The following is a 13,701-nucleotide window of genomic DNA, read 5'->3' as shown; positions in this document are numbered from 1 at the left end:
TTTATTTTTCTAACTTATAAGTTAACATCACACCAGCTCTTGTAGGAATAAGCTCACCGCTTTTATTCCATTTTGTGGCTCCATCATACCTCTCATTATTATCTTCCATATAGCCTTTATACAATGATTGTGTAAAACCTACTCCTGCGAAGACATCCAATCCCCATTTTTTATCCAACATAAAATGATAGCCCCCACTTACTCCCCATATAAAAGCTAAACCTTTTTGATATCTTTCTGTAACACGGACACTGCCATCAGATAAAAGTTCCGGATTACCATTTTCATCTTCTACTGTTGTTTTACTCCAATAATTCCATTTTTGAAGATTGAAGGCTGCCATTGATAAATAAGTTCCCACATACCATTTATTTCCTGTTTCTTTAAAATAATATCGTCCTTCAAGCGTTCCCATATACATTTGAAGATTTTTTCCAAGAAATGACTTCCAAGGAGATACAAATACTTCGGCTTGTAAAGAAACTTTAGGATTTATAGGTTTTTCAATACCTACATTATAAATTCCCATTGGAATAAATACAGTATTGACTTTTAGTTCAGTTTGTGCACTTAGCATAGTGGTGGAAAACAAACCAATCAGTAACGAAAAATCTTTCAACATAAAACTCATACCCCTTATAACTTTTTTTTCTTGCAAATATTATCCTTTTAGGATCGAAAACGTTTTGAGTAAAATAAGAACATCTGTTTCAAAAGAAAGCTTGTGATAATATTCCAAATTCATTTTTATTTTATCTGGGAAAAGGACTTCATCATTAAATTTCAGAGGCTCTGACTGATTTTGAAGAAGCTCTTCTTCATTTCTATATTTAATACCGGCTTCAGAAGTAAGCCCCGGTTTTAATCTTAATACCAAACGATCATCTCCTTCTAATGTATCATAATAACCCGCAATATCAGGACGCGGACCAACAAAAGACATTTCTCCTTTAAGAATATTAAAAAGCTGCGGAAGTTCATCCAGTTTGGTCTTTCTCATCCATTCTCCAAAACCAGATTTCTGGGAAGTCTTTGGATGATAGGTTCGGAATTTATAAATCACAAAAAACTTTCCGCCTAGCCCTACTCTTTGTTGCGTGAAAATACCTGGAAATCCTGTATCTATAGATGTTAAAATTACCAATATAACAAACACAGGCATAAAAAGCATTATCATTATCAATGCCATGCTATAGTCCATTAACGCTTTCCACCAAGGATATTTTTTCACCATTTCCGAATTCCTGACAAATATATGAAATATGGAAGATATAGCTTTAAACCTTATATTAAATATCAAACCCATCTACAATGAGATGGGTTTTACTATATGAGAATTTAATTCCCGAATTTCTTTACTCGAATTTTCTTTTCTTTTACCTTAATCACAAAAGGATTAACGACAGATATTTTACCTGCAATACTTTCGGTATCTACGTAAGCCTGCTCACAATATGTATTTACAGGAAGTGTACTTTCATTCAGAGAAATCCTATATTCTCCTGTTCCTAAAAATGCTAAAAACTCTCCGTTTTCATCAGTTGCAATTCTTTGTAATAACTTTTCTCCCTGGAAAATATTAATGATAATCCCTCCTAATTTAGGATTGAATTCCTGAGCAGTTTTCGCATCAAAATCATAGGTTATTTTTCCACGAATAGTTCCGTTTCTGTGAAGCGGTATTTCTAATGGACGACGGTGGGAATCCATTTCTATATCCATCTCATCATAATACCAACCTTGCTGAATAACTTGTTTCAAACGATATTTACCATATGGGATCTGCTTGTATTCCACATTTCCTTCTTTGTTGCTTTTGAAAGAAATATTATTAATCATAATAACATATCCATCAGCTGCTTCATCTCCCTCATCATATCTATTATTATCATTATTATCATAATAAACGAAAGCTTTTATACTTCCTTTTTTACCAGGATCTAAAGTATTGGTTGGAAGATTAAGGGTAATTCCAGCTTCAATAGTCAGCATATTATTATGCAATACTCCCACCGAATATCTATACCAAGATGAGTTCAAATAAAGCCCATATTGTTTTCCCAGATATTTCAGATTAAAGAATGCAGAAGGTGCTTTACCATACAAAACATCATCTGTATAGGATACTCCTGACGTAAGATTTACTTTATCTTTAAAGAATGCTTTATTATAAAAAGCTGATAAAGACAGTTTTTTATAGTCATCCGTTCTATTCATCATTTTTGAGAAAGCATATTCTGAAAGGAAATACGCTCCATATTGATAAATATAACTAAAATTGAATGCTTTATATCCGTAATTTCCTGAGAGCTTCATCTGAAATCTCGGCTTCTCCATATCCGGATAAGTTACCAATCCTCCTTCTATTCCTAAAATTGAAGAGTGTTTTTTATTTGGACTTGTCCAACTTGTATATTCTGTAAACCTTTGGGCTTTCAACATATTCAGGTCAGAAGAATTTAGTATTCCCAGAAAAGAATTGTAGTTATTGGATGTTTCTTCCTGATACTGATAGCCGATTCCCCATCCGAAATTCCCTTTTCTTGCGAAATTAATTCCGGTATCTAATCTTACATTCTGAGATCTCGTATTGTAATCGTAAGAAAAATACTTAGGTGAAAAATCAGAAACTAGTATATTGGCATACGCATAATGCTCTTTAAAAATATTCTTAGAGAAACTTTGCTGTACCTGTAACACTCCTCTTCTATTCCCAGGATAATAATCGGTACTGTAGAAGTAACTTCCGTTAAGGTTGATTTTACTGATCACACCTGAATACTGAGATTCTACTCCAAGAGAAGGCTTTGTAGAATGGTCTTCTTCATAAAAACTCATCCCCGAATATAACTTTGCATTCACCCTCCATTCTTTATTGAAAAGATATTGAATATCTGTTCCTAAAAGGTTATGATTTGCTTTTTCATAAGGATCATTTCTGAAAACATATACTCCGGATATACTTTTGGAAGTATTTTGAGCTCCAAGTGTTCCTTTTGCATACATTCCATACCCATTTTGCAAAAACGGAGTTTTCTCAATCAGGTTAAAACTCTGATCAATAAATCCAAGTTCTACTTTTTTATCTTTATCTGAAGAAGTAATACTGTATTGCGCTCCTCTACCAAATAATGGCATCTCCAACATTTTATTTACATTCCCTAATGTAACAGCAGAATTTCCTCTGTGATAAGAAATATAAGTATTATTCACTATCGGATCGTTCTGATTACTCATCGTATAGATATTTCCGCTAATAAAAACATATCCTGCAGGAAGATTAAATCCTCCCGACCCCATCAGCTGATACATATCTGCATTATCACCAATTCTTCTATAGCTTGCTGTAATGCTATTTTTTGCATAGCTCGAAAAACCATTCATTGGCTGCATATCTTGATAGCGTTGCGTAGAAGAAATATTCTGTATAGACATTGATGTATTCCCGAAAATTTCTTTTTCAGGCTCTCTAAATCCGGCGATACTCACCGTAACCTGAGTAGATTTAAGAATATGAGCAGGGAGAAATTTGAAACTAAATACCGTATCTCTCAACACTTCAATCTTTCCTTTTTTCTCAACAAAAATAGTTCCTTGAGCCGTTTCCGGAATTTTAAAGACAACCGTAACATCCTGCCTTTTGTTCCCCATATTGGTTACTCTTGCCTTTACTTCTATAGAATCGTTGATATTATTCTCATTCATGTAAATTAGAGGGTTCTCGGCAGTCAGTCTAAGAGAATTATTCTCCTGTACTCTATGAATTATTTTCTTCTTTACAACCAGTTCATTTCCCGAGGTTTTTAAGCTAAATACAATTTCTTCATCTCCATATCCTGCATCATTGCTTACCAATATCTTTATGGGTAAAAATCTTTTTTCTCCTGAATTCAGCTCTACTTTTATCTGATTTCCTGAAATACTTCTAAATCCTTTAGGTACTTCAATAGAAACACTTCCATCGAATTTTGAAGAACTTTCATTTTTTACCAATACCACAAGATCTACAATATTGGGTTTATCTGCAGTAGATTCGTTACGGATTTCCATGTCTATTCCCGGATAGACCTGTGCTGAGGTAAATACAAAAGAGATTGATATCAAAAAAATAAGAAGTACTTTTTTGAACAAGTAATGAAGCATTTTGGATTAGTTTTTTTTTATTGAGGCATTATCTCATACTGAATTGTAGTAGCATAGTCTTCCATCTTTGCCTCAATAAATCTATTATCATTAGCAGATGTGGAATATTTGACATCATAGTATACGTTAGCACTTTGAGTAGTTCCTCCTTTTGCTACCAATTGAGAGGACGTGCTCAACGAAATAGGAAATGTACTTCCTGTATTCCCAGAAGCAGGATTCAGTACCATCTGTACCGCATCAAGAGCTAATGTACTTCCTGCAGCAGAAGTAAACTGGCCTTGAATAGACTTTACTTTTACCTGATAATTCGTATTACTTTTTACAATAAGTGCATTAGGATAAGATACGCTCACGCCGTTTGTATAATCCTGAACTGTTTTAAACTCTAACGTCCCATTCACTGCGTCAGAGGCAAGTTTCAAAGACATTTCAGTACTCGTCGGAGGCGTTCCTGAAAGCTGGGCAATTTGCAATTTAAAATAAATAACAGATTTTCCAATTAAATTGCTGTACTGATCGTAAGCTGCTATTTCCACAGGAACTGAAAATTCTGTCCAAGCCGGATAATTTCCCAGGTATGCTCCACCAGCAACGGTCAAACTGAATCCCATTTCCATATAGAAAGCTCCGTTTGAATTAGATGTATTTGAGAGCGGCGCATTAGAACTTGGCACTAAGTATTTTTCAACATTTTCCTGTAAAAAAACACTTGCAGGCATTCCGATCTGCTGAATAGTAGGAACCGGACCAGGTGTTGCACTTCCTGTCGTAAAAACAGGCTGAAAAGAAACTTTATCTGCCGGAAATGTATAAGTTCCGTTGGTAATCACCCCTTTCAATTGCGCTGAAAGCCTCCATTTCGGTTCATCAATATTTCCATTACCATCAAATCTCACCGTGAACGCATTTTGACTCATGTTTCCATTGTAAGAATTGATCTGCAAGAAACTATTATTTTCCCAAGGCTTAAAAGTCAATTTCCCTGCAAAACATTGAATTGAAATGAACAAGAATATAATAAAGATTTTTTTACTCATAATTAAAGTTTAGTTCTCCAACTTCCAAATTATTGGCATCACCATAATCAATCATCACAGAGGCTGTATATTTTCCTTTTTCTAATGTTGTAGGAAGAACAATATCCATTTCTCTTTTGTTTCCGGGCATAGTATAAAAAACAATATTATCCAGTGTCGTTTTTTTTCCCGTTTGTGTGTTTACCAGGTCGGTATACACCCTCCCGTCTGTCCATACATTTCCCTGATTTTCAAAAAACAGAGAAAGTTTATTATTGGATTTATCATATACCAGATTCTGAATTTCAATTTTCTTGACATTAGCAGAAGAGAGTTTATGAAAAAGCTTAATTCCTGAACGGATACTTACTTTTATATTGGCACCTTTACTGTCTATATCATCTACCGGATTCATTTGGCTTACATATAAAACCGCTGAATGTGTTGCCAGCTTATCTGATAGTGTGTTGGGAACTGTAATCGTAACATTAATCTCTTTCTTTTCTCCCGGAGCCAGTGTAAAATAAGAATCTTCTTTTTTTACAGAAATCCAGTTCGCACAAGAAACAGGTAAAGTATTTGCCGCATACATCATGTTCTCTCCTTTCCCATCATACTCCCAGTCTCCTAAGCTTACCGCCAAGTCCAATGAATTTTTAACGCTTTCATTAGTTATGGTAATCTGTTGTGTATTACTTCGTCCCAATTCCGATTCAAAATATACTCTGGGAGGGGAAACAGAAACTCCGGTTTGAGCATTGATGGTACACAAAAAAGAATACGCCAGAAACGAGAAAGCAACGAACAGTTTTTTCATTAAAATATTTTTTGTAATAATACAGAAAAAGTGCCACATTTCTCCTGCAACACTTTTTCTTTTCCTATCTTAATTATATATTTTATTTTGCAAAAATAGTGTAAGTAACTGTAGTTGTATATACAGTTTCTGCTCCAGAATTAGTAGAATCTGCAATATAATTATCTACATATGTATCTGCACTTGCACCGCTATATGTTACTTTGATATTCTTATTCACTCCACCTGAAGTTGATGTTAAAAGTGATGCATTTGTATTAGAAAGAGCAACTGCCGGTGCATAAGTAGCACTTCCTAATGCATTAGTACCAGCTGCTGCTGCTAATACTTTAATTGAATTTGTATCGATTGACTTTGTTGTACCATTTACCGTTGTTGACATAGTTGCCCCAGCAGCTTGTACTTTTACCTCAAAACCACCTGTACTGTATACTGTTAAGTGGTTATCTTGTTCTGAAGATACACCTGCTGCATATTTAGCTTTTGAATCATATACTAAATCTACAGTTGTTTGAGCTGGATTTACTACAAGAGTTTGAACTGGTTTCAATTTTACGTTTAATGTAACGATATTTTGAGCGCTTACTGTTGCAAATCCTAAAAAGGCAAAAGATGCTAAGATAAATTTTTTCATTGTTGAATTATATTTTCTGTTTATTAATTATTGATTAAATTATCGGGTGCAAAAGTAGACGCTAATAATTAGAGTTATTTTGTAAAAAAAGACTTTAAACTTGTAATTTTAAACAAGTTTTGAAATTATATATCACAAACAATATTTATGAATAAACAGAAGATAAATAAAAAATTACATGAATTTTATTAAGTATAAAAGATAATAATTACAAAATAATAGCCGCAAAATCAAAAAAACATTGCAGATACAATAATTACAAAAACAAAAAAAAATATTATTTGAAACATAGCGAAACCCAGCAAACAATTGAAATTTTACTGAGAAATAATCGTATACACTAATGTGTGATATAAATTATTTGAGCCTGGATTAATTTTATTAACATTGCCTTCTGATAGAAAATCATTACTTATTGCAATCTTTTCATCAATTCCGCCTTTGCGTTTATCAATAAGAGCATAGTCTTTATTGTAATTATTTTCCGTCGCAAAAGTTTTTTTATCAGCATTGTAAATTTCTCTGTGCATTTTTACCTGAAAACCAGAAAGACTTGATACTTTAATATATTTGGCATCAGATACAACAACAGATGTTTTATTTTGCGCTAAAGTTTCAGAATTATTGCTCGGAACAGAAAGGGTTTGAATAGGATACAGCCTTATATTAAGTCTCACGCTCTCCTGTGCAAGGCATTTCAGCGATGCAAATAGGAAAAATATTAATATAAAGTGTTTACAGTACATATCCCGCAATTAGATTTTTCACCAATTAGATACTTAGTAAAAATATGAAAAAATTTTGACTATTTCATATTTAGGGGAATTTTTTATTTATGTTTTTTACCCATATTATTTAAAATCCGCTTCAACACTCATTTAGTTTCAAAAAACACATTAAATAAGTTGACAATCTATTTTAAATCTTTATTATAATTTCTATAAAAAATATTAGCTTTACCATATTATTTATTTCTATGATGAAAACACTTTTTAGTTTTTTACTTTTCTTATTATTACCTTTTAGTTTATATGGCCAAGAAAATCTGAGTTCAGATGATTTGTTTGCTAAAGCAAGGAAAGCTGCTTTCGATGAAAAAGATTATCCTACAGCCATTAAACTTGCACAACAGGCATTGGATAAATCACCGGATTATACCGATATTTCTGTTTTTTTAGGCAGAGTGTATACTTGGAGTGATGATCTTACTTCGGCAAGACAGGTTTTTGAGAAACTTGATCAGAAGAATGTAAAAGATCAGGATTTCTTTATTGCGTATGCTTCTCTTGAATACTGGAACAATCAATATGACAAGGCAATCACTATTATTGATAAAGGATTAAGTTATCATCCTCAATCAGAAGAATTACTATTATTAAAAGCAAAAGTGTATAACAGCAACAATCAATTTGTTGAAGCGGAAAAAGCAACCTCATCTGTACTGGAAATCAATCCTAAAAATACGGAAGCCAGAGCGCTTTCTATAAGAATCAAGGAATTAACATCTAAAAATGCTGTAGGGATCACTTATAATTATTCACATTTTGACAAACAGTTTAATGATGACTGGCATATTATAGGAGTTAGCTATAAAAGAGCTACTTCTATTGGTTCATTTATTATAAGAGGTAACTATGCCAATAAGTTTGCAGAAAACGGAACTCAGATTGAACTGGAAGCATATCCAAGAATTTCGAAAACATTTTATTTATATGCTGGAGCAGGATATTCTAATGATGTAGGTATATTTCCAAAATACCGTACAGGAGTTTCTCTTTTCGCTAATCTTCCTCACAGTTTTGAAGGAGAAATAGGATACAGACAGCTTTATTTCAGCAGTAATATCTGGATGTACACCGCTTCTGTAGGAAAGTATTACAAAAACTTCTGGTTTAATCTTCGCACTTATATTTCTCCGGATAATAAAAACATTTCTCATTCTTATACCGGAACAATGCGCTATTACACCAAAGGTGCTTATGATTATTTTGGATTCCAGATCGGAACAGGAATAAGCCCAGAAGAGAGTATTAATAACCTTTTGGAAAATGAAACTTACAAGTTAAAGACCTTTAAAATAGGTGGAGAATATAATTTCTCAATTAATAAGTCAAATTTATTTTCCGTTTCGGCAATGTATTACAACCAAGAATACCGGCCGAATGAAAAAGGAAATCAATATGATATTACGATAGGATATACCAAAACCTTTTAAGGTTTTGGTATTTTTTTGTTCATAAAGTTTGCGACTACAGAATCAGGCATTACTTTTTCGGAAGAAGAAAACTTATTATTCTTCGTTTTAAATTCTCCGAAACGCTTGATCACTTCACCTCCAATAGATTTGTCATTGATTACATCTTCATCAAGATTAGGCTGCAATGCAAATAGCTGATTATCTACAAGGTGATATTTTCGGTATACATAGTCAATCAACAGGTTTTTACTTTCCATTAAAGGAATCCCTTCAGTTTCAATTTCATCATCGTTTGTCAATCCCTTTCCTATCCAAGCTATGGAAGAAGGTGTAGTCAATTTATAATTTGTTCTATAATACGCCAAAATAGACGGAGCCAGATCAAAATGACTTACATGTTTTTTAAAACGTTTCGCTTCTTTTAATAATGGTGAATAAATGATTAAAGGAACATGGTATCTGTCGATTTTTGTTTCAAAAGGAATTTCAGGCATGCTATGATCTCCGGTAATCACAAAAATCGTATTGTTAAAATCCGGACGTTTTTTATAGTTTTCAAAGAATTTCTGCAATGCATCATCAAGATTGAGAACAGAAACCAGTTGCTTTCTATTTTCCAAAGCCCATTTTTTTTGTGATGCAGTAATCTGTCCTGAATTCAGCCTTTTATCAAATACTGTTTCGTAATATTTTGAATTGTTAATTAAAAACGGATTATGAGTAGACAATGTAAGGAGCATATTAAAGTAAGGCTGATTCTGAACCTTTTGTACTTCCAGCATTTTTCCAAAAATTGCCTGATCTTCATATCCCCAACTTTCTCCATTATTCTGAGGTAACTTACGATATGGAGCTTTAAAAGATTTCTGATCGATAATATGATCTACTTTACTGTATTCTAAAAAGTTCTTCATTCTATCGAACTCAGCATTTCCACCATAATAAAACCCGGTTTCAAATCCATTTTTTTTCAGGATATTGAACAGATTAAAATTCTCTGGTGTCTTCTCTATTTCCAGAAAACCGTTTCTTCCAAAAGGTAGGGAACCCGTAAGTGTGGGAATTGCCGCAAATGTTCTTCCTGAAGAGCTTAAATTAAACTCCCAATACAAACTTTTATTTGTCAAAGAGTCTATAAACGGTGTAAAGTTTCCGATATATCCATTCGGAGAGCTATAGGCATGACCCAATCCTTCTACGGTAACAAAGACTAAATTCGGAGTTGTTGCGGATTGATTCAGGTAAGCTCCTAAAAAATCTTTTGTCTTTTCTTTTCTCCAAAACGGAAAGTCCTGATTAAGCATTTCGGGATCTGCGGCTAATGCTTCAGAATCATTTAGAAGATCTGATATTTCAGGATGATCGCTGATAAAATTATCAACATTTGAGTCTAAGAAGTAGGCCCATTTGCTTTGCCCTGCTTTTTGTTCAAATTCATTTTCATTTTTAGCACCAGAAAAATTCACAACATTTTTAGGAATAAAAAAAGATATTAATCCTATTCCTAACATGATTGCCCCCGTGTAGAATGACTTAAAAATTGATTTGGCAGAAAACCAGAAAGGTATGAATGCCCCCACAATCAAAATACACATTAATGCAATATTCTTGGTGCTTAGCATTCCGCTTGCCTGAAGAATCTGCTTCATTTCATCTCCACTGTAGTAGAATATATCTGCTCCCAATACATTATGAGATTCTGAAAAGTATAGGAATAATACATACTGAACGACAATAATACTTGTAAACAACGTTACAGCCAATATTTTCGCCCATTGTTCTTTTATAAAATTGAGGATCAAATAAAGAATACCTATTCCGAAAATAAGCTGAAATACAAATAGTATATTATTGATAAAGAGTTCTTTTACGAGTACAGAAGTCTCAAGTGTTGTGAAGTTGTAGCGATACCATCCCCATTCTGCCAATACTCCTAATAAGAATAAAGACAAAAACACCACTGCAAAAACGCCCCATTGTCTAAGACCTAGTTTAAGTATGGCGACCACTCGTTTCTTCCAAGGCAGATTTTTATCTTCCTGACTAAAGCCTTGCCTGGTCATTTCGCCCCAAGCATGTGATTTTTTAAAATAATCTACAAATCCTTTTACTCCTGCTTTTACAACTACCGGATGAAAATAGAAAGGCTCAAGAGCAGCAGTAAGTATTAAGGTAAGGAAATCTTTTCTTTTGGTATAAACCTGTCTACTGATAAGATCAACTAAAATAGCATATATAGAATAGAGAATTCCGGAAGATATCACTAAAGCAAAAAGAACCATAAAAAATGGCCAATTCACGATTCCTAGGATCAAGAAAATGATGAATATGATAATTCCTGAAAATTCTACCAAAGGACCTAAAAATTCGAAAAAGAACCAATACGGAAGACTTACCATTCCCAATTTACCGTAATTAGGATTGAACATCAGTTTTCTATGCTTCCAAAGGGTCTCCATGGTACCGCGCATCCAACGGTTTCTTTGTTTTTTCAGGATGTCTTTTGTTTCTGGTACTTCTGTCCAACATAACGGATCCGGAATATTTACGACTTCATAAGGTTCTTTCTTTTCTTCCATGTACCTTCTCATTCGTACCACCAACTCCATATCTTCACCCACCGTATTTTTATCGTATCCGCCGCAAGCCAACACGATACTTCTGTCGAAAGCTCCGAAAGCTCCGGAAATCAAAATCAATCCTGATGCTCTTGACCAAGCCATACGACCTAATACAAATGCTCTGATGTATTCTAATGCCTGACTTCTTCCCAACCAGGTTTTAGGAATGTTCACATCGGTAACTTTACCGTTTTCTATTTTACAGTTGTTTGCCAAACGGATTACCCCACCACAAGCAATTACTTTTTTATCAGTCTGCTCAAGGAATGGTTTTGCTAATCTCAACACCGCATCCTGCTCAAGAATACAGTCTACATCTATACAAACAATATATTCTCCGGAAGAGATGTTAACTCCTACATTTAAAGCATCTGCTTTTCCTCCGTTTTCTTTGTCAACAACAATTAGTTTTTTAAAAGCAGGATTTTTACTTTTATAAATTCCGCGTATGGGTTTTGTTTCGATGTCACCTTGTACAAAGAATGAAACGGATTCCAGTTCATAAGCTTGAATAAGCTTTTCCATGGAATCGTCTTTACTTCCATCATTTACAATAATGATTTCAAGATTATGATAATACAATGATAGTAAAGATCTTACATTATCAACAATCGTCATACCTTCATTGTATGCCGGTGCAATAAGGCTGAAAACCGGAGCATTAGGATTAGCTGCTATGATACTGTAATCTGTAAACGTATTCTCATTTTTATATCGGATTACCGCTCCCAACGCATAAATTCCTATCCATGCATAGATGAGAAAAACTGCTGCTGAGTAGATTAAAAACAGCCAAATAACAATTTCATAAATGATATGTGAGAATTCTATCATATTTTTTCTTGTAATGCGTGTTTAATAATCTGAACCAATTGCGGACATGAAGCATCATTTTCAATGATTTCAAGAAGATAATCATGATATCCTAATGACAGGAGTGCTTCTGCCGCTGCAATTTTCACCCCCGGAAGATTCGTTCCGTTTAATTTTTCTTTATAAAAATCGGCACAACGAGGGTCATGAGATAGTTTCATAGCCTTCAGTATTTCTATCTGTACTTCTAAAGGCTGCTCTTCATAGATCTCTTTAAATTCTGTAGTGGTGGAGGTATTTTCTAATGATTGTAAAGCCTTGACAGCTTCTATACGAACATCCATAGCAGGATGAACCAACAATCCTTTTGCTTTGTCATAAAAACCCAGCATTTGAAATTTTCTCAACAATCGCAATGCAAAAATAATTACCGAAGTATTTTGACTATCCAGCCAAACGTTAACTACCTGTTGACACTGATCCGGATCTAAATTGATAGAACGGAGCAAACGAAGCTGCTGCCAATCTGATATGATGTAAGCAAAATCATTTAGGAAATGTAAACCTTGGAATCCCTTAAATACCACCATTGCATATTGCGCTTCCTGGTACACCTGAGAGGAAGGGTGATTCAGGAAAGGCATAATTTTAGGAACCGCAGTTTCTACTTTCATTGCGGTAAGCTCTTGAATACCTTCTGCAATAATATGAGGCTTTTTTTGGTCTAGTTTTTTTAATGCTTCTTTTTGAAGATTATAATCTGTGAAAATTTTCTTTATTTCGTCTTGTGCACCTCCCGAAAACTTTTTCTCGGAAGCCACCAATCTTTCTAAAAAGAGATTTCTAAATGATGATTCCTGTGAATAGGTATTGAAAATTTCATCTTCTCTTTTTTCTTCCGGACCATATACAATGGCTTCTGAAACTTTCTCGTCGATCATCTCAGACCATTTATGCATATGGTTCAGGGTTTTATACTGATAAAAACTATAGGAAAGCACCACTATAATTAACAGCAGTACCAATACCAGTATGATTAAAAAAGTAAGGAACAGCTCGTGTACCGAAACATATAAAAACATTGTGGCCATTTTTTCTATTTAGCGGTAAGTCTTTTTATACGTAATGTCAATTCATTCGGACTGAAAGGTTTTACCATAAAGTCTGAAGCTCCCAAATCGAAAGCTTCCAGCACCACTTCTTCCTGTCCCAAACTGGAAAGCATAATCACCGGTATTTTTCTACCAAATGATCTGATTGCCGCAAGTATTTCCGTACCTGAAGCAAAAGGCATCATAATGTCTGTAATAATGAGATCTATCTCTGTGTCTTTAATGGTATCAATAGCGTCTTTACCATTGCGTGTAACAATTACGTCATATCCTTCTTTTAATAGTTTGTGTTCTATTGTTTTTAATATTAACTCATCATCTTCGGCAATCAAGATTAGCATACTT

General features: G+C 33.9%; 11 protein-coding genes. 1 reads left to right on the top strand and 10 read right to left on the bottom strand.

What is annotated here, in order from left to right:
* Position 1 precedes the first annotated feature (1 nt).
* The 7 genes from RM51_RS07160 to RM51_RS07130 all read right to left on the bottom strand — a co-directional run bounded on the left by RM51_RS07160 (position 2) and on the right by RM51_RS07130 (position 7,290).
* Positions 2 to 631, bottom strand: a complete 630-nt coding sequence (locus RM51_RS07160; protein WP_052248427.1) for a DUF3575 domain-containing protein — start codon at positions 629 to 631, stop codon at positions 2 to 4.
* 30 nt (positions 632 to 661) lie between these two features.
* On the bottom strand, positions 662 to 1,234 hold the full coding sequence (locus RM51_RS07155) for a sugar transferase (RefSeq protein WP_039366870.1): 573 nt from the start codon (positions 1,232 to 1,234) through the stop codon (positions 662 to 664).
* 104 nt (positions 1,235 to 1,338) lie between these two features.
* Positions 1,339 to 4,143: a COG1470 family protein gene (locus tag RM51_RS07150; RefSeq protein WP_131667055.1), complete on the bottom strand. Its 2,805-nt coding sequence runs from the start codon at positions 4,141 to 4,143 to the stop codon at positions 1,339 to 1,341.
* Between the two features lie 17 nt (positions 4,144 to 4,160).
* Positions 4,161 to 5,183, bottom strand: coding sequence for a hypothetical protein (locus RM51_RS07145; RefSeq protein WP_039366864.1), 1,023 nt, complete (start codon positions 5,181 to 5,183; stop codon positions 4,161 to 4,163).
* On the bottom strand, positions 5,176 to 5,979 hold the full coding sequence (locus tag RM51_RS07140) for a fimbrial biogenesis chaperone (RefSeq protein ID WP_039366861.1): 804 nt from the start codon (positions 5,977 to 5,979) through the stop codon (positions 5,176 to 5,178). Before RM51_RS07140 ends, RM51_RS07145 begins: the two co-directional genes overlap by 8 nt.
* 82 nt (positions 5,980 to 6,061) lie before the next feature.
* Complete coding sequence (locus RM51_RS07135; RefSeq protein ID WP_039366860.1) at positions 6,062 to 6,613, bottom strand: hypothetical protein; 552 nt, start codon at positions 6,611 to 6,613, stop codon at positions 6,062 to 6,064.
* Positions 6,614 to 6,930: 317 nt separating this feature from the next.
* Positions 6,931 to 7,290, bottom strand: a complete 360-nt coding sequence (locus tag RM51_RS07130; protein ID WP_039366857.1) for a hypothetical protein — start codon at positions 7,288 to 7,290, stop codon at positions 6,931 to 6,933.
* Positions 7,291 to 7,589: 299 nt separating this feature from the next.
* Between RM51_RS07130 and RM51_RS07125 the strand changes: the two genes are divergently transcribed.
* Positions 7,590 to 8,828: a YaiO family outer membrane beta-barrel protein gene (locus RM51_RS07125; RefSeq protein ID WP_228375787.1), complete on the top strand. Its 1,239-nt coding sequence runs from the start codon at positions 7,590 to 7,592 to the stop codon at positions 8,826 to 8,828.
* On the opposite strand, the gene RM51_RS19060 is transcribed toward RM51_RS07125, so the two are convergent.
* Genes RM51_RS19060 through RM51_RS07110 form a run of 3 tightly spaced genes read right to left on the bottom strand, consistent with a single transcriptional unit; the run spans position 8,825 to position 13,697 of the window.
* Complete coding sequence (locus tag RM51_RS19060; protein WP_052248426.1) at positions 8,825 to 12,265, bottom strand: sulfatase-like hydrolase/transferase; 3,441 nt, start codon at positions 12,263 to 12,265, stop codon at positions 8,825 to 8,827. The two genes, RM51_RS07125 and RM51_RS19060, sit on opposite strands and share 4 nt — an antisense overlap.
* A complete protein-coding gene (locus tag RM51_RS07115) occupies positions 12,262 to 13,335 on the bottom strand; it encodes a HEAT repeat domain-containing protein (protein WP_131667054.1) in 1,074 nt (357 codons plus the stop codon). Before RM51_RS07115 ends, RM51_RS19060 begins: the two co-directional genes overlap by 4 nt.
* A 5-nt stretch (positions 13,336 to 13,340) precedes the next feature.
* Complete coding sequence (locus RM51_RS07110; RefSeq protein WP_039366850.1) at positions 13,341 to 13,697, bottom strand: response regulator transcription factor; 357 nt, start codon at positions 13,695 to 13,697, stop codon at positions 13,341 to 13,343.
* Positions 13,698 to 13,701 lie beyond the last annotated feature (4 nt).

The organism is Chryseobacterium taiwanense (assembly GCF_000813825.1).
Lineage (GTDB): Bacteria > Bacteroidota > Bacteroidia > Flavobacteriales > Weeksellaceae > Chryseobacterium > Chryseobacterium taiwanense.
This window is presented reverse-complemented; position numbering and strand designations above follow the sequence as displayed.

What these genes read in the sequence shown, in the direction of transcription:
- RM51_RS07125 (WP_228375787.1), top strand. Translation starts at nt 7,590, where the DNA reads ATGATGAAAACACTTTTTAGTTTTTTACTTTTCTTATTATTACCTTTT.
- RM51_RS07160 (WP_052248427.1), bottom strand. Translation starts at nt 631, where the DNA reads ATGAGTTTTATGTTGAAAGATTTTTCGTTACTGATTGGTTTGTTTTCC.
- RM51_RS07145 (WP_039366864.1), bottom strand. Translation starts at nt 5,183, where the DNA reads ATGAGTAAAAAAATCTTTATTATATTCTTGTTCATTTCAATTCAATGT.
- RM51_RS07155 (WP_039366870.1), bottom strand. Translation starts at nt 1,234, where the DNA reads ATGGTGAAAAAATATCCTTGGTGGAAAGCGTTAATGGACTATAGCATG.
- RM51_RS19060 (WP_052248426.1), bottom strand. Translation starts at nt 12,265, where the DNA reads ATGATAGAATTCTCACATATCATTTATGAAATTGTTATTTGGCTGTTT.
- RM51_RS07115 (WP_131667054.1), bottom strand. Translation starts at nt 13,335, where the DNA reads ATGGCCACAATGTTTTTATATGTTTCGGTACACGAGCTGTTCCTTACT.
- RM51_RS07150 (WP_131667055.1), bottom strand. Translation starts at nt 4,143, where the DNA reads ATGCTTCATTACTTGTTCAAAAAAGTACTTCTTATTTTTTTGATATCA.
- RM51_RS07135 (WP_039366860.1), bottom strand. Translation starts at nt 6,613, where the DNA reads ATGAAAAAATTTATCTTAGCATCTTTTGCCTTTTTAGGATTTGCAACA.
- RM51_RS07140 (WP_039366861.1), bottom strand. Translation starts at nt 5,979, where the DNA reads ATGAAAAAACTGTTCGTTGCTTTCTCGTTTCTGGCGTATTCTTTTTTG.
- RM51_RS07110 (WP_039366850.1), bottom strand. Translation starts at nt 13,697, where the DNA reads ATGCTAATCTTGATTGCCGAAGATGATGAGTTAATATTAAAAACAATA.